This is a genomic window from Actinoplanes sp. CA-051413 (assembly GCF_050955795.1).
GTDB lineage: Bacteria > Actinomycetota > Actinomycetes > Mycobacteriales > Micromonosporaceae > Actinoplanes.
Genome location: NZ_CP192100.1, coordinates 8,058,108 through 8,079,936, shown reverse-complemented (window position 1 = coordinate 8,079,936; position 21,829 = coordinate 8,058,108). Strand labels below are relative to the sequence as shown.

The window sequence follows — 21,829 nt, the reverse complement described above, 5'->3', positions numbered from 1 at the left end:
GAGGGCGGTCAAGCGCCCGGGCGGCCCAGGAGGGCGTCCGGGTGGCCGCGGCGGGCGCGCAGCCACGGTCCCAGGCCCTGATCGTCCTCGGTCGCGATGAAGGCGCTGCGGGCGTTGAGCAGCGCCTCGTCCGTGTGACTCAAGCACCCCCAGACCGTCTCGCCCCACGCATCGGCCAGCTTGACCTCAGCGGGCTGCTCGCACGGGCTGCCGTCCGCCAGCCCGATCTGGCAGGCCGCTGGCGCACCACCACGCCGGCCGATCGCCTCGGCGGCCTGCCGGATCAGGGTGCTGCGGGCGGCTTCGTCGGTGTTGCGGGCCCGGTCCGCCGGCGTCCCGGTGCGCTGGGCGAAGACCACCACGTTGCCGTCCGGGTCCTTGGTGCGGGCTTCGCCGCCGGGTGCGTGGCTGGGGTGGCCGATCAGCTCCACCGGGTGCCCGGCGGCCTCGAATCTTTCCTGTACGGCGGCCAGGTCATCCACGTACAGGTAGATGAGCAGCGGCAGCTCGGCCTGGATCACCGGCGGCTGTACGCAGGCCAGCAGCAGTGTCTGGCTGCCGCTCTGCAGGTACGACCACAGCCCGCCGTTCTCCTCGCCGCTCTGGGTCTCGGTGTAGCCGAACATCGCATAGAAAGCCTGGGCCTGCTCGACATTGCGCACGTAGCAGACCGGTACCGCCGCTGACACCACACCGTTCATACCGGGCAAGATACCCAGCCCGCCACGATCGGGGTCGGACCGACGGGTGGAATCGGCTCCGGCCCGGCGTCGAGCCGCACCGTACGGGTTATCGTGCTTCGATCCGCGGGGGCTCCGTCAGGACAAGAGTGCGGGTTGGACTGGTTGCTCACGCCGGTGGGCGCGGCGTCGGCTGCCGCGTTGCGCGCCGAGCTGACCGCTTTTCTGCGCCGGCACGCGGAGGACCCGGCCGATGTCGACGACGCCCGGCTCGTGGTCTCCGAGCTGGTCGGCAACGCCGTGCATCATGCCGGCGGCCCGGTGTGGGTCAGCCTGGACTGGTCCCAGGCGCGGCCGTTGCTGACCGTGCACGATCTCGGTCCGGCGTTCGAGCTGGGTGAGCTGTCGCTGCCGGAGACCGCCAGTGAGCGCGGCCGGGGCCTGTGGCTCGTCTCCCAGCTGGCCAAGGACCTCGACGTGGTGGCCAAGCGCGGGCAGGGCAAACGGGTCCAGGCGGTGCTGGGGCTGACCCGGCGTACCGAGGTGTCGTTCGATCCGTTGCGCCGCCGGCTCAATCCGCTGCCCGCCGCGGACGAGGCGGGACCGGCCGGATTCGGCAAGGAGGCGTTCCTGCGGGCGCTGGTCGTCGAGCTGGCCCGGACCGCCGAGGCGGATCAGGGGCCGGCCGTGGTCGAGCAGCTTGTCGCGCAGGTCGGTGCCACGGTCGGCGGGCAGATGGAGGAGGAGTACCGCCAGGCCCGTACGGTGACCGGCCGGCTCACGCCCGAGCAGGTCGCCGACTGCTACCTGCGGCTCAAAGGGGCCATCGACGGCGACTTCTACGTCATCTCCACCGGCCTGGACAAGATCGTGCTGGGCAACCGGCGCTGCCCGTTCGGCGACACCGTGCGGCAGGCGCCCGCCCTGTGCCGGATGACCTCCAGCGTGTTCGGCGGGATCGCCGCCCGCAACCATGACGACGCGGTGGTGCTGCTGGACGAGCGCATCGCCGTCGGTGACCCGGAGTGCCGGGTGACGGTCCTGCTCGGTGCGGCGGCCCGGAACAATCCGGGCGGGCATCACTACCGGGCGCCTTCGTAGCGGCCGATCCGCGGCCCGCCGGTGGCGATCGGTTCGCGGCCGTTGGGTATAACCGGGGCCATGGACGTTGAGGAACTCGCGCGGCTGGTGGGTGAGGTGCCCGGCACCCGGGTCTCGGTCGAGGCCGATGTGCTGGTCGTGCGGGTTCCCGAGATCGGGGACGAGGCCCGTGTCGCGGCGGGGGACGTGCTCAGCCATGACGTGACCACCGGGCCCACCGGCCAGCCCGTCGTCGTCCTGGGGATCCGCCGTGGGCACGAGGAGCTGCCGCTGATCCTCACCGTGGACGACATCGTGTTCACGCCGGCGTACGCGGCCGACATGATCGAGGACCCGCTGACGGCGGTGCCGGCGATGCCGGACCTGGTGGCGTACTCGGAGATGCACCGGGACGTGCGCGCGCTCGGCAGGGCCATCGACGATCCCGGCCTGGAGCTGGATCCGGAGGTCCTGGGGGCCACGCTGCTGGTGCACCGGTGCTTCCTGGCCGGGGCGGTCCGGGTGGGGCTGTGGCCGGTGCGGGTGGCGGCCTGGTGGGAGTACATGTGGGCCCGGGTCGGCCGGGATCTGCCGATCGGGCAGTTCCGCCCGGACCCGCAGTGGGACCGCCTGATGGCGGCCGTGACCGAGGCCCGCCGGCACGCCGCCGCGGCCAAGGAGACCGAGGCCCGCGCACTCCCGTGACCGGCCCGGCGAGCGGGCTCAGGGCAGGGGGCTCTGAGCGGCCGGCTCGATGAGCTCCCACCGGGGGTACTTGGGGTCGCGGTTGTCGCCCGACGACTGCCCGCGCAGCCGGCGCTGGATCCAGGGCAGCACGTGCTCTCGGTAGTACCGCGCGTTCTCCACCATCCGGCGCCGCGTCCCGGCCGCGCTGCCCGCCGGCTCGGGCGGTTCGGCGTACCCGAGCGCGTGCAGGACCAGGCCGGCGACCCGGCGGTGGCCGGCGCTGTTGAGGTGCAGCCGGTCGGCCGACCAGTACCGGTGGTCGCGGATCTCCTCGTCACCGAAGGCGTCGACGAAGGTGACGTCGTGCCGGGCGCAGAGCTCCCGGGTGGCCGCGGTCAGATATTCGCCGCGCCGGCGGATGGTCCGGCCGAACGGCAGCTGCGCGGTCGGGTCCGCGCCGCTGAGCACCACCGGGCGTACCCCAGCGTCGACGCACCGCCGGACCGCCTGCTCGATCATGGCCACCAGCTCGGCCAGGTCGACGCCCGCGCGCATCATGTCGTTGCCGCCGCCGTTGAAGGTCAGCAGGTCGGCGGGCGGTTGCAGGGCCAGCGCGGCGTCGAGCTGGGTGGTGACGATGGGTCGCAGCAGCCGGCCGCGGATGGCCAGGTTGGCGTACTCCAGGGTCTCGCCCCGGGCGGCCAGCCCCGCGCTCAGCCCGGCGGCGACCAGATCCGTCCAGCCCCGCACCGTGCCGTCCGGCAGTTCGTCGCCCATGCCCTCGCTGAAGCTGTCCCCGATCGCGACGTACCGCATGGCACCGCCCTTCCTGTCGACTCCCGAGAAGGCTAATGGCATGAAGGCGCGCGGACGGGGAAGGGCTAACGGGGTGATGGCTGAACAGGGCGACGCAGACGGGGCCGTGCGGGTCGGCGGCTCCTACGACTTCACCGCGCCGGCGGAGGTGGTCTTCGGGGTGCTGACCGATCCCGACCGCATCTCCCGCTGGCTGCCGCGCGGCATGAACACCGAAACGGCGAGCCGGGACGAGGTGCGGGTCCGGGTGGGCGCGCAGGTCCACCCGTACGGTGTGAAAGTGGTCACCGACCACCTTGAGCTGCAGTGGCACTCGCTGGACAGCACCGGCCTGCACGGCACCGCCCAGGTCGACGACGCACCGGCCGGCGGAAGTGTGGTGCGCGCCGAAGTGGTCGTCCCGGCCGGGCTCGCCGACGACCAGCAGGTCCGCGAGCTGCTCGCCGAGACGATGGTCCACCTCCAGCGCGACGTCAGCGACAACTTCAACGCCGGCTGACCGCGCTCTGTCGCAGGTGCAGGTCGGCGGGCCCGGGCACTACGACTTTCGTCGCAGAGGCCGGCCGGGCGAACCCCGCTCAGTGGCGATGTGGCGGGGGCCGCCCGGCCGGGATAGTCGTCTCATCGCGGCGCGCGGCGTCGCCGAGGCGAGGAGCAGGCGATGGTGGACAACAGTTACGCGCGGCGGGAGACCGGCGCGCGGGTGGCGATCATGATTCTCAGTGACCCGGCGGTGCTCCGGATCGCCGTGCTGGCGGCCGGCGTCTCGGCGCTGCTGCTGGCCATCGCCGCCGCCCTCTGAGCAGGCTCACCGGGTCCGGAAGACCCCCGACGTCGTGGTGCGGACGTTCGGGAAGACCGAGCGGGTGTTCGCCAGGCCGCAGCGCTTGTGCAGCACCTCGCCGATGACCGCGCGGTAGTCGGTGGTGACGGCGAGGTCGCCGTCGACCAGGTAGCGGTCCGCGAGGCCGGGCCACCGCCCGTGCACCTTGCCACCCACGACGCCGCCGCCGAGCAGCATCATCGCGTTGCCGTAGCCGTGGTCGACCCCGTTGGAGCCGTTCTGGCGGACCCGCCGGCCGAACTCGCTGACCGTGACCACGGTGACCCGCTTCATGCCGGTCGTGCCGAGGTCGGTGGCGAAGGCGGCGAGGGCCGCCGCGAGCTGGGCCAGCTTGTCGTGCATCCGCTTGCCGGGTACGGCCGCACCGAGGTTCTCGTGGAGGTCCCAGTCACCGGAGTCGACGCAGGCCGCCATCAGACCCGCCTTGCCCTTGATCAGCCGGGCCACGTCCTTCAGCGCCCGGCCCAGCGTGTCGTCGGGATAGACCGCGCCGTTGGCCGGCTGGTACGCCTTGGCTGCCAGCGCCTTCGTGGTGGCCAGCGAGCTCATCACCTGTCCGGCCGGCTGACCCAGCAGGGCCGGGGCCCCGGCGTAGAGGGTCTTCAGGGTGGCCGCCATCGGCTGGCCCTCCTGGTCGCCGTACATCGAGAAGTCGTTGATGGACTTCATGCCCAGGGCGGGGACCGGCCCGGCCAGCGCCCGGGACGGCATCATGCTGCCCACCGAGACGCCGTGGAACGGGCTGGTCGCGCCCAGGCCGCCCAGCATCCGGTCGAGCCAGCCGGTGCGCACCGAGGTGCCCGGCGCGGCCCGTTCCAGTTCCTCCATCGCGGAGAAGTGCGAGCGGTTCGGTTCGGGCTGGCCGACGGCGTGGACCGCACCGAACGTGCCGGCCTTCCAGAACGGCAGCAGCGGCTTGAGCGCCGGGTGCAGGCCGAACCGGGTGTCGCCGCCGATCAGCTTGGCCTTCGGCACGGCGATGTCCGGCCGGGCCGCGTAGTACGCCGGGTCGCCGGCCGGCACGATCGCCGACAGGCCGTCGAAGCCGCCCCGCAGCGACAGCAGCACCAGGGTGTCCCCGGCGTACTTGCCGGCGGCGAAGGCCAGCTGGGTGGAGATCTGGTCGCCGGCCAGTCCGGCGAACGCCCCGGCGGCCCCGGCGGCCAGCGCCTTGCCGAGCACACCGCGGCGGGTCATGGTGGTGCGCTGGTCGTCCGCGCAGCCACAGTTCGGTCCGGTCATCTTCGTCACCTCACCGCGAAGTAGGGAGAGTTCAGCATCAGGGCCACCAGCTGCGGGAAACGCCAGCCGACGGCGGAGTCGGCCGGTTTCAGCGCGGCGGCCGGGGTCTTGGCGAAGTAACCCGCCAGAGCCGTCGTGTCGGCGGCCGGCAGAGTGCGGCCGAACAGCCGCCGGGCCAGCGCGTCGATCAGCTCGCCGTAGGTCGCGGGCAGCGCACCGACGAGGTCCTTGGCCAGGTCGGCCGGCCGCTGGAACTCCTTGGGCCGGTAGCCCGCGACGATGTGCAGGTGCGCGTTCCACCGGGCCAGCATGCCGCCGGGGGAGGTCCACGCCGAGGCCACGTCGGGGTAGCCGTTCGGGGGTGCCCAGGACATCGGCGCCTGGCCCAGCGAGCCGATCAGCCAGTAGAGCGATTCGATGCCCGCGGTGCCGGTGGCGTCCGGGCCGTAGCCGACCGCGCGCACCGTCGCGACGATGTCCTCGTACGGCGTGCGCACCTTGGCTCCCACGGACGCCTTGAACTCCGCGGAGCTGAACAGGGCCCGCAGCACCGGGACGATCGCGGACTTGTGGTCGAGGTAGACCTGCACGAGCTTGTCCACCAGCTTGGCGGGCGGGTTGTCGGCGACGAAGCGTACGCAGAGCTTGGTGGCGATCTGCTCGGCGGTGGCCGGGTGCAGGGCCAGGTAGTTGAGCAGGGCCAGGGCTGCCGCCTCGCCCCCGGCCGCGGTGGTGTTGGCGTGCCGGAAGTCGATCACCTTGACCGGGCCGGTGGCGTGCGCGTTGGCGCTGTACTTGTAGTTGCCGGTGTCCCAGTCGACGGTCAGCCCGGTCAGCAGCCGGGCGGCGTTCTTGACGTCGGATTCCGTGTAGCCCAGCCCGACCGTGTGCAGTTCCAGCAGCTCGCGGCCGTAGTTCTCGTTCGGCGCGGTCCTGGTGGAGAAGCGGTTGTCGAGGTAGGTGAGCATCGCCGGGTGCCGGGCCGAGGCCTTGAGCAGGTCGGCGAAGCGGCCCAGCGCGTACGGCCGGATCACGGTCCGGTCGTAGTCGTGCCGGTTGTCCCAGACGTCGGCGGACGGGTTGGTGACGTTGAGGTGGTTGGACCAGAAGTCGACCATCATCTCGAAGAGCTGCCGCTCGCTCCAGATGGCCCGGCTGGTGGCCGCGAAACCGAGCTGGAGCATCGTGTCCCAGCCGTACCGCATGGCGCCCGTGCCGACCCGGGCGCGCAGCTCGTCGATCGAGAGCTGGATGAGCGGGAAGCGGGTCAGCAGCGCGTCGCACGCCGGGTCGGCGATGCCCGCCGGGTCGAGCTGGCGGTCGAGCCAGGCCGCCGCGCCGAGCCGGCGGATCTCGGCGACCGAGGCCGCGGTGGGTCCGTAGGTGGCGCGGCGCAGCAGGTGCAGCTCGGCGTCCGCCGCGACGTAGGAGGTGGTGGTGCGGGTGGCCGCGGCGGCCTCAGCCGCTGCCGGTACGGCTGCGGTGAGGCCGACGGCGGCGGCACCGGCCGCGGCGCCGGTCACGACGCGGCGGCGGCTGATCAATGTCTTTGCCCGGGATGCCGTCACGCACTTCGGTTCGGTCAGACATCTCGGTCCCTTCGCCAACCTGGCCGATGGCTACCGAGCTGCAACGGACCTGGTCGCCGGGCGGGGGATCGCCCACCGGCCGGCCGGGCTGTCGCGGTCCAGCGCGGCCCAGTTCGTGGCTGTCCTGGTCTCCGGGGCCGGAGTGGCGGCGCGACCACCCATTCCGTGGTACTGCCAGCCGGCCGCGGTCCAGGCCGCCGCGTCGAGGCAGTTCCGGCCGTCGATCACCAGCCGGGTCGCGGCGAGCCGGCCCAGCCGGACCGGGTCGGCCGTGCGGAACTGCGGCCACTCGGTGAGGACGCAGACCAGCTCCGCGTCCCGGACGGCGTCGTCCAGGCTGTCCTCGAAGATCAGCTCCGGCTGGACGAGGGCGGCGTTGGCCATACCCGCCGGGTCGTGGACGTGGACCTCGGCGCCCGCCCGGGCCAGGGCCGCCGCGATCGCGAGCGCGGGCGAGTCCCGTACGTCATCGGAATGGGGTTTGAACGTCGCCCCGAGCACCGCGATGCGGGCGTGGCCGAAGTGCGGCCCGGCCGGGCCCGGCGGGCAGCCGAGCAGGTCCGCCGCCAGCCGCAGCACCTGGCCGCGGCGGCGCTGGTTGATCAGGTCGACCTCGTGCAGGAAGCGCAGGGCCTCGCCGGCGCCGAGCTCACTTGCGCGGGCCTGGAACGCGCGGATGTCCTTGGGCAGGCAGCCGCCGCCGAAGCCGACGCCCGCCTGGAGGAAGCGGTTGCCGATGCGGGGGTCGTAGCCGATGGCCCGGGCGAGCTGGGTGACGTCTCCGCCGGCGACCTCGCAGACCTCGGCCATCGCGTTGATGAAGCTGATCTTGGTGGCCAGGAACGCGTTCGCGGCGACCTTGACGAGCTCGGCGGTGGCGAAGTCGGTGACCACCACCGGCACCTCACGGTCCTCCGCGGCGGCCAGCTCGAGGATGCCCTTGTGTGCGGCGTGCAGCATGCCGTCGGCCCACTCCGACCGCAGGCCGGCGACGATCCGGTTGGGCCGCAGCACGTCCTGGACCGCGAAGCCCTCCTGGAGGAACTCCGGCGACCAGGCCACCTCGATGCCCAGCCCGGGATCGGTGTGCTTGGCCACCAGCCGCTCCACCCACTCCGCGGTGCCGACCGGGACCGTGGACTTGCCGACGATCAGCACCCGGCGGGTGAGGTGCCGGGCCAGTCCGGTGACCGCCGCCTCGACGTACGAGAGATCGGCGCCCGTGCCGCCCACTCGCTGCGGCGTGCCCACGCAGATGAAATGCACGTCGCCGAAGTCGGCGGTCTCCTGGTACGACGTGGTGAAGCGCAGGCGCCCGGCGGCGAGGTTGCGCCGCAGCAGCTCGTCGAGGCCCGGCTCGTGGAACGGCACCGCACCGGCCGACAGAGCGGCGATCCGGGCCACGTCGACGTCGAAACCGAGCACCTCGTAGCCCAGCTCGGCGAAGCAGACGGCGTAGGTGGCACCGAGATAACCGGTGCCGACGAAGGTCAGCCGCGGTCGCTCCATAAGTTCTTCCTTCCTCGGGTACGGCGTCATCGCGGGTCCTTGCGGTCCAGCACGAAGATCCGGATCTGCTCGAAGCTGCGGTACTCGCTCAGGGTGTACGCCGTGAGCAGGAAACCCTGGGTCGGACCGGGCATGCCGTCCATCGGGTCGAGGTTCGCCGCCGTCGTCGACACCAGCCAGATCCGCCGGGTGTCACCGACGCACGGCCCGGGATCGGCGCATTCGTGCGCGCCGAAGGTGCCGTTCTCCTGCGACGTGCGATCGACCAGCACGTCCCGCAGCAGGCCGAGGCGCCGCACCTCGTAGTCGAAGGCCCGGCGGCCGTTACGGGTCGTACCGGCGTAGGCGATGCCGTCACCGGGCCGGGCCACCGTGGCCAGGGCAGCGGCCGCGCTGCGGAAGTCGGGCTCGCCGTAGACCGGGCTGTGCCGGGCCGCCTGCTGTCCCGGCCCGCTGACGAGCAGCACCGCGGCCACCACCAGCAGGCCGCTCAGCGACAGCAGCCAGGTGGACCCGGCCCGGCGGGTGAACCGGGCCAGGGAGAAGCCCAGGGCACCGGCCAGCAGCGCCCACGCCGGGACGGTGAAGAGCAGGTAGCGGTGCAGGAAGAGATGCAGCACCGGGAAGGTGACGTAGCAGAAGAGCGGGGGGAACAGCGCCCAGCTCAGCAGCAGGACCACCGGTCCCCGGTGGCGCGACCAGAGCAGCACCGTCGCCGACAGCGCCGCCACGCAGACCACGAGCGCGACCTGCCAGGAGCCGAAGATCCGCTCGGGCAGGCTGGTCAGCGCCGCGGCGTCGACCTTGATCCAGGCGATGACGCTCGACTGTTGCGAGCCCTTGGCCGCCAGCGGCAGCGCGGCGGTCACCGCGATGAACGCCCCGGCGAACCAGCGCAGCAACCGCAGCTCACCGCTGACCCGGAAGGCCCGCCACATGAACACCGCGTGGGCCAGCAGCACGGTCAGGGTCACGATGTGCACGAGCCCGGCCAGGACGAGGCCGACGCCGTACCAGATCCACCGCCGCCAGATCGGCCGCTCCATCGCCCGCAGCAGCAGCAGCGTCGCCAGGGTGGCGAAGCCGATCGCGAACGCGTACGGGCGGGCCTCCTGGCCGTAGCGCGTCGCCGCGGGCAGCCCGGCCACGATCAGCCCGGCGGTCAGGCCGGCCCCCGTGTCGAACAGCCGGCGGCCCAGCACCGCGACCAGCGCCGCGGTGGCGGCCATGGCGAGCGCGGACGGCATCCGCAGGCTGGTCTCCGAATCGCCGAAGACGTCGATCCAGAAATGCAGGACCAGATAGTACGGCGCCACGACCGCGTCCACGTTGGCCAGCAGCTTCGCCAGGTCCCGGAAGCTGAGGGTGGAGGCGTACCAGCTGGCGTACTCGTCGTTCCACATGCTCCGGGAGCCGATGCCGACCACCGACAGGGTGAGCGCGAGCAGGGCCGGCGGCAGCGCCAGGGCCACCGTGCTCAGGACGGACCAGCTCCGGACCAGGGACGCCGGTACGTGCCCGTCCGGGCGGCGCTGCCCGATGATCCGGGGGACGGCGGGGGACAACAGTTGCGCGTCGGTCATCGCTTCCTCATTCGGCCAGTGCCTCGTCCAGGACGCCCGCGAGCTGCTTCGCGTAGACGGACGTCAGGTGGTTGTCGTCGCGGTAGACGACGGTGCCGCCGATGACGGCGGGGCAGATCCTGGGCGTGCAGAACCACGCGGTGGAGTCGACGACCCGTCCGCCGTGGGCCTGCACCAGCGCCCGGACGATCCGCTGCCGGGGCAGGAACAGGGACCGGAACACGTCGAGATGGCAATCGTTGACGGCGTCCGGGTGGGTCGCCAGGCACCGCGGCACGTCGTAGTGCGTGACCGGGGTGTCCGGGATGACGACCGGCAGCGCCCCGGCCCGCTTGATCCGGGTGACCGTGGCGGCCCAGGCCGAGGCCCAGTCCTGGTCGGGACCGGCGCTCGCCTCGACGTCCAGCGGACCGCCCTCGCGGTTGCGGGCGGACATGACCACCATGGCCGGTCGCAACTGCTGGATCCGGTCCAGGGCCCGCAGCCGCCACTGGTCGCACTCCGCGTACGGAACGGTGGTGCCGAGTTTGTTGACCTTGCCGAGGGCCGGTCCGCAGTCGGTCTTCGTGAAGACGACGAGCCGCCAGCCCCGCTTGCGGGCGATCGTGTCGACGGCGTCGAACCACTGCTGGGCGTGCGAGTCACCGAAGAGCACCATGACCCGGCTGCCGGTCACGACGCCGTGCCGCTCGCAGCCCCGGCCGATGTTGTCGGAGACGAACCGGCTCGCGGGGGGCACCAGGCATCCGCCGTCCCGGGGTGAGCTCGCCGCCGCCCGCGCGAGGGCGGGTGTCAGCTCGCGGGGGAGGACCGTCGGGATGATGCTGTCCCGGATGATCTTCTGCAGCTGCGGGACGGTGGCCGTGCCCGAGGCCAGCACGTCGGCGGGCTTGCGGGCAGCCGCCGTACCCGTGGTCTGCGTGCTCGGCAGGTGCGGCGCAGCCAGCGCGAGGGCCACGGTCGCCGCGGTCAGCGCCCCGCCCAGGGCGAGCGCCCGGCCGGGGCGCAGGCGCAGGCCGCGATGCAGGTGGATGCGGTTCTCCACGGCGGCCACCGACATGGCCGCCGGCACCAGCGCCGCGACCACCACGGCCACCTCGGCCGCGGTCGTCAGCGGGTGGCCCAGCACGTACGGGGCGAGGACCAGCAACGGCCAGTGCCACAGGTACCAGCTGAACGAGACCCGGCCGAGCTCCTGCACCGGCTTGAGCCGCAGCAGCCGGCGGGCACCCCAGGACGGACGGGCGCAGCCGCCGGCGATCACCAGTCCGGCCCCCAGCACGGCCGGTACGACGTCCCCGACCGCGACCGCGGCGGCCACGGTTCCCAGCCCCAGCCAGGTGAGCACGGCGGCGGGCGTGGCCGAGAGAGCCGAGAGCCGCCGCGCGCCGAGGGCGATCAACCCACCGACGCCGAACTCCCAGAGCCGGGCCGGCAGGCCGTAGCCGGTCCACGGGTTCGCCGCCGGCTCCAGCCAGAGGGCCAGCGAGGCGGCGCTCAGCACCGTCAGCAGGAGTGCGGCCGACAGCACGCTTGGGCGGCCGCGGCGGGCCCAGGCCAGCGCGCCCACGATGAGCAGCAGCGGCCACACCAGAGCGAACTGGGTCAGCAGGGACAGCGGCCAGAAGTGCTGCAACGGCGACACGTCGACCGGCACGGTGTCCTGGGTCGCCAGCCGCACGTTCATGGTGGCGGTCGCGGCGGCCACGGCGTCCCAGGAGACCGTCGTGCGGTCCGCGGGCGGCATCCAGTGCCAGGCCGCACCGAGTGAGCCGAGCACCACCACGGTCGCGGCCGGCACCATCCTGGTCGTGCGCCGGGCGTAGAACCGGCGCAGCGACAGCCGGCCGTCCTGCCGCAGCTCCCGGAACGCCGTAGCGGTCAGCACAAAGCCGGAGATCACGAAGAAGAGGTCGATGCCGACCCCGCCGCCGCTCAGGCCGGCCACGCCGACATGACAGCCGACCAGCAGCAGGACAGCGAGGCCACGCAGGCCCTGCACGTCACGCCGGAAGACCGGCGGATCGGATGCCGGCACCGGCTGAGCCGCCGGACGGGCCCTTTCGAGAAGTCCCGCGGTGCCGGTCATGACGCCACCACCGGGGCGTAGGTGGGCATCTGGCGAGCACCCGGAATCAGCGGATCGGCGTCCGGACTGCCCGGCGCGCTCGGGTGCCGTTGCGGGGTGGACCGTCCGCCGAGCAGCAGCGGCCAGACGAAGTACAGCATCGGGCCGGCGAACAGCACCGTCGCCCAGAGCTGGTCCAGGCCGTAGTGCATGACTCCCAGCACGATGCCCGACCAGGTGAGCAGCTGGGCGGCGATGAGCCAGACCCGCAGCAGGCGCAGCACCCGCTTGGCGGTCGACGTGCGCTTGGCGGCGCCGGTCGGCACCCAGGCGGCGGTACGGCCACGCAGGAAGTCGAACAGGGCCAGGGCGTGGCAGAAGCCGATGAGCATCTGGACCCGTACGACGGCCGGGGACCAGCGGTAGTCGGTGACCCGCGGCATCAGGGTCGACCACACGAAGATGGTGCCGATCAGCGGCAGATAGTTGAGCGGCCGGATCTGGTCGGGGAAGAACCACAACATCAGGAAGCCCGGCAGCTGACTCGTGAAGGCCGCGACGGCGGTGGTGATGTAGTAGAGGAACCCGGTCCAGAAGCAGAGCTTCTGCTTGACGGTGAGCGCCGAGCGGTGGAAGTCTGGATCGGCCAGCAGGCTCATGCTGCCGGTGCACCAGCGGTACTGCTGATTGGCGAAGCCGTCGAAGTTGTCCGGGCAGACGCCTTTGGCCAGATTCACCGGCACATAACGCGTCCGGAAACCGGCCTTCGCCATGTTGACTCCGGTGTGGACGTCCTCGCTGTGCCCGATCAGCGCGAAACCGCCCGACGCCCGCAGCGCACTGCGGCGGTAGACGGCATTCGTGCCGACACAGATGGCCGCGTCGACCGCGTCGCGGGCCGGCTGAATCCAGCGGTAGAACATCTCCTGGGTCGCGCCGGCCGAGCGCTGTAACCAATTGAAGTGCTCCTGCTGGACATCGAAGAATTGCGGCGACTGGACGATCCCGACGGCCGGATCGTCGAAGTACGGTGCCAGTTCGCGGATCATGTCGGCGCGCGGGGCGAAATCGGCGTCGAAGACCTGAATGAGATCGCCGGTCGAGTTCTCGTATCCGTGGCGCAGGTTTCCGGCCTTCTTCAACTCACCGCGGTTGGGCCGGGAAAGGTAGCGGAAGCCGTACTGCGCGGCGAGCTCGGCAACCGTGTCGCGGCCCGAGTCGTCGAGCACGTGGACGGTGAGCAGGCCCGGCCAGTCCAGGGCGGCGACGTGGCGGTAGGTGTTGTCCAGAATGGCCGGCGATTCACCGGCGGACGGCAGGAAGACGTCGACCGAGGGGTACGCCGCCGGCCGGTACTCCGCCACCAGGGCGTCGTGCTCGGCGCGGGAGCTGCGGCGCTTCCGGGTGCTCGACAGCAGGCTGATGAGCACGGCCACGACCTGCAGGGCGATCAGCTCGTAGAGCAGGCTGGTCCACATCGAGTTGGCCGCCAGCCGGGCCAAGCCGAACATGACGCCGGCGAAGGCCAGCAGGAACACGCAGAAGATCCAGCGGCCCTGGCGTCCGTAGTAGAGATATTTCTCGTGATCGGAGGGCGGCAGTGGCACGTACTCCACTGCCTGGGGAGAGGTGCCGGCCCGCGAGCCTCTCTGTTGCCGAGTCTGTGCGACTACCACCGGTAAAGGCCTTCCGTATGTGATGACGGAGCCGACTCGGGGATAGAGCCATCGAACGACCGACGACCGCAGCTGAGCCGGCGGTAGTCAGTCGATCACCCGGAAACAGAGCCTGAATGCATTTTCGCCGACGTTCACCGGACCCGTACGGGTTAATCCGATCGGTCGGCGATAAAGGCACCTTTCGCGGCGCGGTACGGCGGTGGAACCTCCGATGGATAGCTGACCTGCAAAGACTTCCTCAGTGCCATTCAGGGACGGCGAAGAGACGAAAAAGAGACGGGATGGTGCAGGTGATGTATATCACAGTGGGAACTGTCCGATGTGTTCAACAATTTGTCAGCCGAGCCGGTTGAGAAACTCCACCGAGCGGCGTACGACCAGTGCCGTCGCGTCGGCGTCGTAGGACGGCAGCGAGCTGTCGGTGAACAGGTGCCGGTCGCCGGGGTAGACGAACAACTCGGCCAGGTCGGGCCCGGCCGCCGCGACCAATTCACGCGCAGCGTCGAGGTCGCCCTCCAGCGCGAAGATCGGGTCCTGGTCCATGCCGTGGATCTGCACCGGCACGCCGGCCGGCCACGGCCCGAAGGCCCATTCGCCGCTGATCGGCACGCAACTCTCGTACAGCAGAGCGCCGCGGGCGCCGGGTCGCGTCTGGGCGTACCGCTGGGCCTGGGCCGCACCCCAGGAGAAGCCCGCGTACGCCAGAGGCCCGGGCAACTCGGCCACCGCCCGGTCGGCGCGCTCATCCAGGAGCTGGTCACCGACGCTCCTGACGAAGGCGATGCCCTCCTCGACGCTCGCCGGTCGCTCGCCGTCGAACAGCTCGGGGGTGTGCACGGTGTGCCCGCCGGCCCGCAGTTGCTCGGCGAACGCGAGCACCCCGTCGGTCAGACCTTGCACGTGGTGGAACAGCACGACGCCGGCCATCTCTACACTTCCCCTCATCGGACGACAGTGGTCGAATGATCCACGATAGTAGAACGGTCGAACTTTGTCGGTCAATGAGCAGATCCCCGACTACGACCTCGACGAGATGGTCGTGGTCACCGCCCCCGCCCAGCTCCGGGCACTGGCCGACCCGCTGCGCAGCACCCTGCTGGAGCTGGTGCTGGAGCGGGCCGCGACGGTCACCGAGCTGGCCCAGGCGGTCAGCCGCCCCAAGGGCACGGTCGCATACCACGTGAACCTGCTGGTCGACGCCGGGCTGCTCCGGGTGGTCCGGACGCGGCGGGTGCGGGCCATCGAGGAGCGCTACTACGGCCGGGTCGCGCGGACCTACTACATCGGGGCGCTGAACCGTCCCGAGGACAAGAAGGTCGTCGCCGCGATCAACGGGCTCGCCGAGGCAGCGGCCGAGGCCGCCCCCGCCCACGAGGCCGACGAGCTGCGGTGCCTGCTCGTGCACGCCCGCATCCCGATCGAGGAGGTCCGCAACTTCTGGGCCGAGGTCCAGGAGGTGGCCCGCCGCTTTGCCCAGATCCCGCGCTCGGGCGACCAGGCGTACGGCTTCGTCGCCGGTCTCTATCCCACCGACGCCCCGACCCTGCCGGACGCGCGATCCACCACGAAGGACTGATCCTTCCTCTTTAGACCGCTTTGTGGGTATTCGCGGCCGTAGGGTGGCCGATTGCCGGGGCGCGCGAGGTGCGCCGGCGATCCGAGGGAGTGACGCATGACCCGTCTGGCCGTACCGCTCGCTGTGCTGTTGGTTCTGGGGGTGGGTGCCGGACCGGCCGGCGCCGCGGCGGTGAGCCCGTCCAGCGAACCCGTCGAGTCGGCCGCGCTGATCAACGGACGGGTGGTCCGCGACGCCGCGACCGCGCAGCGGCTCATCGACGCCTACTGGACGCCGGAACGGATGCGGACGGCCATCGCGGTCCCCGACCCGCGCGTCATCGAGGACCCGGCGCTGGAGCAGCGGGACCGGCCAGGCAACGTCGGGCGTCCCCAGACGGCGGTGCGGCCGGCCGGGCCGTCGGCCGCCGGCGGCACCAGGAGTACGGGCCGGGCGGTCAACCCCTCGGCCGGCGTGGGCAAGGTCTTCTTCACCAAGTCCGACGGCAAGAACTACGTCTGCTCCGGCAGCACGCTGAACAACGAGACGCGCAACCTGGTCTCCACCGCCGCGCATTGCATCCACGGCGGCAAGGGCGGCGTCAACCACGAGAACTGGATGTACGCGCCGCTCTACGCCGCGGGCAAGACCCCGTACGGCAAGTTCGCGGCGAAGTGGTTCCACGCCACCAAGGGCTGGACCCAGCACAGCTACCACTGGTGGGACTTCGCGTTCGTCAACGTGTGGCCGCTCGCCGGTGTGCGCCTGGTCGACAAGACCGGCGGCAACGGCATCAGCTTCAACCAGAGCAAGTCCATCCCGGTGACCGTGCTGGCCTATCCGTCGAAGGCGCCGTACGACGGGCAGAAGCAGGTCTCCTGCGTGACCAGCCTGCAGTGGGCGGCCGCCGCGCAGGTCAAGGTCTTCTGCGGGCTCACCCCGGGAGCCAGTGGTGGCCCGATGTTCCAGAACTTCGACCCCACCATCGGCTTCGGCTTCACCAACACGGTGGTCGCCTACGTGTGGAAGAGCCGCAACTACGGGCCGTACTTCGACAGCGACGTGCTGACCGTCTTCAACCGGGCCCGCAACAAGACCTGATCAGGCGAGCAGCGACTCCCGCATCGTCCGGCCCGGATTGAAGGCGCCGGCGATGCGGTGCTCGGTGGGGGCGTACACGTCGACGGTGTTGTTGCGCCGCATCAGCTCCCGGACCGGCGGCGGCAGCGGCGGCGGCTCGTCCGGCATGGCGGCGCGCAGGTCCCGGGCGGTCGAGATCAGCCGGTCGGCGAGGGCGGCCCCGTCCACGTCGACCCGCACCCGGCCGTACTCCCAGCCGGCCACGGTGAGGTCGAGCACCTCGAACACGTACGCCAGCAGGGGGTCGGGGTCGGTCACCCGTACGGTCCGCTTGGCCTGCGCCCCGAGCACCGTGACGGCCGCAGCGACCTGGACGTACGGGTGCAGCCCGCCCGGCAGCTCGAACAGCGACCACCGCAGCTCCGGCCCGGCCGCCTGCCACAACGGCCGGTAGTTGCGGCGGTCCACCGCGAACCCGCGACCGGTACGCCGGTAGAGCTCCCCGGCCTGGGCGAACAGCTCCCCGTAGGCGGCGTCGGCGAACTCACCCAGGATCCGGGCCGCCACGATCAGCCCGTCATCGTCGGCCAGCAGCCCGGCAACCGCCTCGGCCTGCGCACCGAAGGGCGCGGGCACATGGGCACCGAACCGCTGCCGGACGTCGCGCAGCAGCGCCTGCTGCCGGGCAGGATCCTGCTCGGCCCGCCGCTTGCCCAGCTGGAACCACCGCATGTCGCCTCGTCTCCGCAGTCACCTGACGAACGCGGCAATGCTAGTGGAGCTGACTCACCGGCCTGCCCGCTGTCACGTGCCGCGGACGGTGAACGCCTTCGAGCTGCCGCCCACGGCGTAACCGTCACCCGGTGCGTAGACCCGGTACGAGTAGCTCGCCTTGCCCGCCGGCGTGGCCACCACGGTGTACCGGCCGCTGGCCCGGACCCGCCCCGTGTTGACGTTCTTCCACGCCCCGCCCGAGTAGCGCTGGAGCCGGATGACCTTGCCCTTGTTGAGCGGGGACACCGAGCCGGTGACGTCGACGCTCGATCCGGCCGGCGCAGCGGTCCTGGCCGGCTTGGCGCTGACCTTGTACCGGGTGTAGCGCAGGTGGGCGGCGTCGATGGCGATGATCGTCCGGTTGTCCAGGCCGCCGCCCGACGTCCGGGACGTGCCGGGCACCCAGGCGCAGTGCAGCGCCCCGGCCTGGTTCGCGGGCACCGTGCGGCGGAACGTGCCGGTCGAGCCCGTGCGGCCGTTCACCCGGAAGCCCGACTCGACGCAGCCGTTGTCGTTGCCGATCACCAGGGGTGCGTTGGCCCACGGTCGTCCGGTGTCGGTGTCCCAGACCCGGACGGTCATCACGATCGGCTTGCCGCGGGTGGCGGGCTCGGGGAACGTCATGTCGATGCCCGGCCGGTGCGAGCTCGTCACCTGCACGGCTACCGGGTCGATGACCGTGTCGGGGTCGACGTCCAACAGGTTCCACGCCTTGTCGTAGGCGGCGACGTGCTTTACGCGCACCGTCCCCTGCCAAGCGCTGGTGACGGCCACCTGCCCCGTCCAGGTGCCGTCCTGCGGCGTGCCCTCGGTGAGTTCCAGCTCGGCGAAATTGTTGGGTGTCGCGTCGAGAGCGACGTACGGGAAGCTGCCCCCGACGCCGTCACTGGTGGGTTCCACACCGGTCTCGTCGGTGAGCCGTACCCGGACGTCGATCATCACGGTCTGCAGGCCGGAGACGGTGACCGCCGAACGGGACAGCTCAATCGATTTGAGCTCCGGCGGCGTGGTGTCCGCCGCGGGCGCGGCGCCGGCGGGGCCGGCCGGCACGAGCAGGGCCGTGGTGAGAGAGATGGCGAGGAGCAGATGTCGGCGCATGACTGTCACGTCCTGGAATCGTGCATCACCGGCGGCGGACGTGCCGCGTGTCCACAAGGTACGCCTGCCGCACGACCTAGTAGGGCTTTGTCATGGTCCGGGTCCCGCGCGTCGTAGGCGTTGCGGGAACTGGGTTCGGCAGGTCGGGCAGGTGCCGATGAGGCGGGCGAGTAATGCTTGGAGGCGTCGGAGTACGGCGTAGAGAGTCATTCCGGCGCACGGGTTTTTGGGTCCAGGCGTTGCAGGGTCAGGAACGCGTGGGCGGCGGAGACCAGGGTGGTGTGGTGGTGCCAGCCTTGCCAGGTGCGGCCTTCGTAGTGGTCCAGGCCGAGCCCGGTCTTGACCTCCCGGTAGTCATGCTCGATGCGCCAGCGTAGTTTTGCCAGCCGGATCAGGGTGCGTTTCGGTGTGGTCGCGGGCAGGTTCGACAGCCAGTACTTGACCGGTTCGGGCTCACCGGTCGGCCATTCAGCGATCAGCCAGGCCTCGGGCAGGTCTTGGCCAAGGTGCGCCGATCGGATGGCTGGGCCGGCCGGTCGGACGCGCTGGAACACGAACTTTGAGCTCATCGCCACCGGCTGGCCGGTCCGTCGGCGGGAGCTGTTGCGCCAGGTCACCCGCCTGGCCGCGCCTGGTCCTGCCGCTAAGAGCAAGTCGCGGACCGGGCGGGCGGGTTGCCGGTAGATCTTCTTCGGGTAGGGGCCGTCGCCGCAGTAGGGCACCCTCGTGCGACCGATGCTCAGCGGGTAGGCCGTGACTGTGTGCGCGACCTGCACCGCATAGTCGATGTCTCGCTCGGCGAGGGCTTGGCGGAATTTGCCGGCGTCGCCGTAACCGGCGTCGGCGACCAGGACACGGGGACGCAGGCCCCAGCCGAGCAGTTCGTCGATCATCGCCAGGGCGAGCCGCCACTTCGGGGTGTGTCCGACCTGATCGGGAATCTGCGCCCGCCGTCGCCGCGTCACCACGTCCGCGGTGGCCTTCGATGATGCCGGATCCCAGGCCTCGGGCAGGAACAGCCGCCAGTCGACCGGGCAGGACGCGGTGTCGGTCACCAGGCTCACCGACACCGCGACCTGACAGTTCGTAATCTTCCCGGCGGTGCCGGTGTACTGGCGGGCCACGCACGGCGATGCTGTGCCGTATTTGAGCAGGCCGGTGTCATCGATCGCCCACGCCGGGCCGTGCAACGCCTCGCTCATGCGTTCGGCGAGCCGCCGACGCACCGGTGTCACATCCCACGGGCTGTTCGTGACGAAGTGGTTCAACGCCTGCTCATGGGGTCCATGCAACCTCGCGGCCATCGGCTGGATCGACTTACGCCGCCCGTCGAGCATCAGACCACGCAGATATTGCCCGGCCCGGTCCTGCCAACCCGAATACCTCAGCGAGGCGAACACGTCTTCGACGTACTCGCTCAAATCATCGCTCAGCTGCCGCACCGCAACGGTATCCACCACTCAACGACACCAACATCACCGCGTACCTGTCACCGTCACCCACCCGAAGGGTGACAAAGCCCTACTAGGACCGCCCTCGGGGAAATCGGACGGTGACAGTGGTGCCGGTGGGCTGGTTCGGGGCCAGAGTGATGGTTCCGTGGTGGCGTTCGACCAGGACCCGGCTCAGTGTCAGGCCCAGCCCGGCTCCGGGGATGCCGGCCTGATGGGCGTTGCGGCCCCGGTACAGGCTGCGGAACATTCTTGCCTGCTCGGCGACCGGGATGCCGGTGCCCCGGTCGGTGATGGTCAGCACGGCGAGGTCACCGTCGGCCGCCAGCGTGACGGTCACCGTCGAGTCGTCGGGGCTGAACTTGACGGCGTTGCTCAGCAGGCTGTCGACGACCTGGCGCAGCCGGCGCGGATCGCCGGGCACGGTCAGCCCGGCCGGCACGTGGACGTCGACGGTGATCCGGTGCTCCCGCGCCACCGGGGTGATCGTCTCCACGCCGGCCGTGGTGATCTCGGCCAGGTCGACGTCGACGCTCGTCAGCTGGGCGTGGCCGGATTCGAGGGCGGCCAGGTCCAGCAGCCGTTCGATCAGGGTGTGCAGCCGGTTGTTGTTGCGTTCGATGACCTCGATGAGGTTGCGGACCTCGCCGATCGTGGTCTCGTCGGGTGACTCGGCGATCAGGTCGGTGTAGGCGCTGATGGACGTCAGCGGCGTGCGCAGCTCGTGACCGACCAGCGCGATGTATTCGTCGGTGGCCGCGGCCAGGTGCGCGGCCAGCTCCTCGGCGCGGCGCCGTTCGAGGTACGCGCCGATGGTGCCGGCAATGCCGCGCAGCAGCACCGCGAGCGCCGGCTCGGGCTCCTGCGCGCTCCAGGAGAAGAACGTCAGGACGCCGTTGACCTGATCACCGCTGCGCAGCGGCACGGCCCCGGCGGCCCGGTACTTGGCGGCGGCGACGACCTGCGGCAGCAGCGGGGAACCGGGGGCGTGCACGTCCGGCACCCACAGCAGGTCGCCACGCTGCCAGCACAGCCCGGCCAGGCCCTCGCCGCGGGCGATGGAGTCCGGCATCGGCATCGGCGTCGCGTTGTCGGCCAGGAACGCGGCGGCGGGGCGCAGCACGTCACCGGCCGGGTCGACCAGCCACAACCGCAGGTAGGGCCAGCCGACGCCGGTGGCGACGGCCCGCAGGATCTCGTCGCCGAGGGTGACCGCGTCCGGGCTCCGCGACAGCACCTCGAGCACCTCGGTCGTGCAGTCCTGGAAGCGCCGCGCACGGTGCTCGGCGGTGACGTCGTGCACCGCGGCGACGGCTCCCGTGATGGCGCCGGTCGCGTCGCGGATCGGCCGCGCGTTGATCGAGAGCCAGTGCTCCTGCCCGCCGGCGTCGCCGGCGAGCACGAGCGCCCCGCGGACGTCTTCCCCGGCGAGGGCGCGCAGCAACGGCATTTCTTCGGTACGCAGGAGCGTGCCGTCGTGGTGGCGCATCCGGGAACGCCGCGTCCACTCCTCCAGCGGCACCGGCCCGGCCGGGATGCCGTCGCCGCTGAACAGCTCGCTCATCCCCGGGCTGCGTACCGTCAGCCGGCCGTCGACGTCACAGGTGACCACCCTGACGTCGAGACCCTCCAGCAGGGCCTCCACGAACGCCGCGTCGGGCGGGTCCGGCTGCACTTTGGCGCGGCCGGCGCCGGACGGGGCGTCCTCGCCCAGTTGCCGGCGCAAAGCGGAGGTCAGCTCCTGGACGCTGAACGGCTTGGTCATCACCGTGGTGGCGCCCACCGAGGCCAGCTGCGGGTCGCTGGGCGGCAGGTAGCCGGTGAGCAGCATGATCGGGATGTCGGCGAGCGCGGGATCGGCGCGCAGCGTGCGGCACAACTGCAGGCCGTCCAGGTGCGGCATGTCGATGTCGGTCACGACCAGATCGGGCCGGTGCCGGGCCACCGCGGCCAGGCCGGCGCGCCCGTCGCCGACCACGGTGACGTCATGCCCGAGCCGCCGCACCACCTCCGCGACGATCCGCTGATGATCAACGTTGTCCTCGGCCAGCATCACCAATGCCATGCCTCATTCTATTCGGGCAAAAGCCAGGA

The 21,829-nt window shown here is 71.4% G+C and carries 18 protein-coding genes and 1 pseudogene; 6 read left to right on the top strand and 13 right to left on the bottom strand.

Annotated features, from left to right (window positions below; translation table 11 throughout):
• Positions 1 to 8: 8 nt before the first annotated feature.
• Entirely contained in the window at positions 9 to 701 is a 693-nt protein-coding gene (locus ACQP2Y_RS38045; protein ID WP_433721135.1) for a VOC family protein, read from the bottom strand.
• Between the two features lie 135 nt (positions 702 to 836).
• Here ACQP2Y_RS38045 and ACQP2Y_RS38040 point away from each other — a divergent pair, with 135 nt between their 5' ends.
• Together ACQP2Y_RS38040 and ACQP2Y_RS38035 are read left to right on the top strand one after the other, a co-directional pair.
• Positions 837 to 1,781: an ATP-binding protein gene (locus ACQP2Y_RS38040; RefSeq protein WP_433721133.1), complete on the top strand. Its 945-nt coding sequence runs from the start codon at positions 837 to 839 to the stop codon at positions 1,779 to 1,781.
• 60 nt (positions 1,782 to 1,841) lie between these two features.
• Positions 1,842 to 2,465 (top strand): hypothetical protein, encoded by a 624-nt coding sequence (locus tag ACQP2Y_RS38035; RefSeq protein WP_433721131.1) that lies wholly within the window; start codon positions 1,842 to 1,844, stop codon positions 2,463 to 2,465.
• 18 nt (positions 2,466 to 2,483) lie between these two features.
• Here ACQP2Y_RS38035 and ACQP2Y_RS38030 read toward each other — a convergent pair whose 3' ends face one another.
• Entirely contained in the window at positions 2,484 to 3,263 is a 780-nt protein-coding gene (locus ACQP2Y_RS38030) for an SGNH/GDSL hydrolase family protein (RefSeq protein ID WP_433721129.1), read from the bottom strand.
• Positions 3,264 to 3,339: 76 nt separating this feature from the next.
• Between ACQP2Y_RS38030 and ACQP2Y_RS38025 the strand changes: the two genes are divergently transcribed.
• Positions 3,340 to 3,762, top strand: a complete 423-nt coding sequence (locus ACQP2Y_RS38025) for an SRPBCC family protein (protein ID WP_433721127.1) — start codon at positions 3,340 to 3,342, stop codon at positions 3,760 to 3,762.
• Between the two features lie 162 nt (positions 3,763 to 3,924).
• Positions 3,925 to 4,065: a hypothetical protein gene (locus ACQP2Y_RS38020; protein WP_360832424.1), complete on the top strand. Its 141-nt coding sequence runs from the start codon at positions 3,925 to 3,927 to the stop codon at positions 4,063 to 4,065.
• Between the two features lie 6 nt (positions 4,066 to 4,071).
• On the opposite strand, the gene ACQP2Y_RS38015 is transcribed toward ACQP2Y_RS38020, so the two are convergent.
• The 7 genes and pseudogenes from ACQP2Y_RS38015 to ACQP2Y_RS37985 all read right to left on the bottom strand — a co-directional run bounded on the left by ACQP2Y_RS38015 (position 4,072) and on the right by ACQP2Y_RS37985 (position 14,722).
• On the bottom strand, positions 4,072 to 5,349 hold the full coding sequence (locus tag ACQP2Y_RS38015; protein WP_433721125.1) for a DUF1501 domain-containing protein: 1,278 nt from the start codon (positions 5,347 to 5,349) through the stop codon (positions 4,072 to 4,074).
• Between the two features lie 5 nt (positions 5,350 to 5,354).
• Entirely contained in the window at positions 5,355 to 6,917 is a 1,563-nt protein-coding gene (locus ACQP2Y_RS38010) for a DUF1800 domain-containing protein (protein WP_433721123.1), read from the bottom strand.
• Between the two features lie 177 nt (positions 6,918 to 7,094).
• Positions 7,095 to 8,447 (bottom strand): annotated as a pseudogene (locus tag ACQP2Y_RS38005) (UDP-glucose dehydrogenase family protein); the annotation flags it as partial.
• A 26-nt stretch (positions 8,448 to 8,473) separates the two neighbouring features.
• Positions 8,474 to 10,030: a glycosyltransferase family 39 protein gene (locus ACQP2Y_RS38000; protein ID WP_433721121.1), complete on the bottom strand. Its 1,557-nt coding sequence runs from the start codon at positions 10,028 to 10,030 to the stop codon at positions 8,474 to 8,476.
• Between the two features lie 7 nt (positions 10,031 to 10,037).
• A complete protein-coding gene (locus ACQP2Y_RS37995) occupies positions 10,038 to 12,119 on the bottom strand; it encodes an acyltransferase family protein (RefSeq protein ID WP_433721119.1) in 2,082 nt (693 codons plus the stop codon).
• A complete protein-coding gene (locus tag ACQP2Y_RS37990) occupies positions 12,116 to 13,705 on the bottom strand; it encodes a glycosyltransferase family 2 protein (RefSeq protein ID WP_433721117.1) in 1,590 nt (529 codons plus the stop codon). The genes ACQP2Y_RS37995 and ACQP2Y_RS37990 overlap by 4 nt, the downstream gene beginning before the upstream one ends.
• 408 nt (positions 13,706 to 14,113) lie before the next feature.
• Positions 14,114 to 14,722 carry a dienelactone hydrolase family protein gene (locus ACQP2Y_RS37985; RefSeq protein WP_433721115.1) on the bottom strand — a complete coding sequence of 203 codons (609 nt, stop codon included), beginning with the start codon at positions 14,720 to 14,722 and terminating at the stop codon, positions 14,114 to 14,116.
• A 46-nt stretch (positions 14,723 to 14,768) separates the two neighbouring features.
• Here ACQP2Y_RS37985 and ACQP2Y_RS37980 point away from each other — a divergent pair, with 46 nt between their 5' ends.
• A complete protein-coding gene (locus ACQP2Y_RS37980; RefSeq protein WP_433721113.1) occupies positions 14,769 to 15,353 on the top strand; it encodes an ArsR/SmtB family transcription factor in 585 nt (194 codons plus the stop codon).
• Between the two features lie 96 nt (positions 15,354 to 15,449).
• Entirely contained in the window at positions 15,450 to 16,433 is a 984-nt protein-coding gene (locus ACQP2Y_RS37975; RefSeq protein ID WP_433721111.1) for a trypsin-like serine peptidase, read from the top strand.
• Here the strand turns inward: ACQP2Y_RS37975 and ACQP2Y_RS37970 are convergent, their stop codons facing one another.
• The 4 genes from ACQP2Y_RS37970 to ACQP2Y_RS37955 all read right to left on the bottom strand — a co-directional run bounded on the left by ACQP2Y_RS37970 (position 16,434) and on the right by ACQP2Y_RS37955 (position 21,800).
• Positions 16,434 to 17,144: a hypothetical protein gene (locus tag ACQP2Y_RS37970; protein ID WP_433721109.1), complete on the bottom strand. Its 711-nt coding sequence runs from the start codon at positions 17,142 to 17,144 to the stop codon at positions 16,434 to 16,436. It abuts the gene before it with no gap.
• 72 nt (positions 17,145 to 17,216) lie between these two features.
• Entirely contained in the window at positions 17,217 to 18,284 is a 1,068-nt protein-coding gene (locus tag ACQP2Y_RS37965) for a hypothetical protein (protein WP_433721107.1), read from the bottom strand.
• 206 nt (positions 18,285 to 18,490) lie between these two features.
• Complete coding sequence (locus tag ACQP2Y_RS37960; protein ID WP_433721105.1) at positions 18,491 to 19,741, bottom strand: IS701 family transposase; 1,251 nt, start codon at positions 19,739 to 19,741, stop codon at positions 18,491 to 18,493.
• A 67-nt stretch (positions 19,742 to 19,808) separates the two neighbouring features.
• Complete coding sequence (locus ACQP2Y_RS37955; RefSeq protein WP_433721103.1) at positions 19,809 to 21,800, bottom strand: ATP-binding protein; 1,992 nt, start codon at positions 21,798 to 21,800, stop codon at positions 19,809 to 19,811.
• Positions 21,801 to 21,829: the final 29 nt, after the last annotated feature.

Bases quoted from the DNA above. Each gene is read 5' to 3' on its own strand.
- ACQP2Y_RS37955 (WP_433721103.1), bottom strand. From the start codon at position 21,800: ATGGCATTGGTGATGCTGGCCGAGGACAACGTTGATCATCAGCGGATC.
- ACQP2Y_RS37995 (WP_433721119.1), bottom strand. From the start codon at position 12,119: ATGACCGGCACCGCGGGACTTCTCGAAAGGGCCCGTCCGGCGGCTCAG.
- ACQP2Y_RS38020 (WP_360832424.1), top strand. From the start codon at position 3,925: ATGGTGGACAACAGTTACGCGCGGCGGGAGACCGGCGCGCGGGTGGCG.
- ACQP2Y_RS38035 (WP_433721131.1), top strand. From the start codon at position 1,842: ATGGACGTTGAGGAACTCGCGCGGCTGGTGGGTGAGGTGCCCGGCACC.
- ACQP2Y_RS38025 (WP_433721127.1), top strand. From the start codon at position 3,340: ATGGCTGAACAGGGCGACGCAGACGGGGCCGTGCGGGTCGGCGGCTCC.
- ACQP2Y_RS37985 (WP_433721115.1), bottom strand. From the start codon at position 14,722: ATGAGGGGAAGTGTAGAGATGGCCGGCGTCGTGCTGTTCCACCACGTG.
- ACQP2Y_RS38045 (WP_433721135.1), bottom strand. From the start codon at position 701: ATGAACGGTGTGGTGTCAGCGGCGGTACCGGTCTGCTACGTGCGCAAT.
- ACQP2Y_RS37970 (WP_433721109.1), bottom strand. From the start codon at position 17,144: ATGCGGTGGTTCCAGCTGGGCAAGCGGCGGGCCGAGCAGGATCCTGCC.
- ACQP2Y_RS37975 (WP_433721111.1), top strand. From the start codon at position 15,450: ATGACCCGTCTGGCCGTACCGCTCGCTGTGCTGTTGGTTCTGGGGGTG.
- ACQP2Y_RS38030 (WP_433721129.1), bottom strand. From the start codon at position 3,263: ATGCGGTACGTCGCGATCGGGGACAGCTTCAGCGAGGGCATGGGCGAC.
- ACQP2Y_RS37965 (WP_433721107.1), bottom strand. From the start codon at position 18,284: ATGCGCCGACATCTGCTCCTCGCCATCTCTCTCACCACGGCCCTGCTC.
- ACQP2Y_RS38015 (WP_433721125.1), bottom strand. From the start codon at position 5,349: ATGACCGGACCGAACTGTGGCTGCGCGGACGACCAGCGCACCACCATG.
- ACQP2Y_RS38000 (WP_433721121.1), bottom strand. From the start codon at position 10,030: ATGACCGACGCGCAACTGTTGTCCCCCGCCGTCCCCCGGATCATCGGG.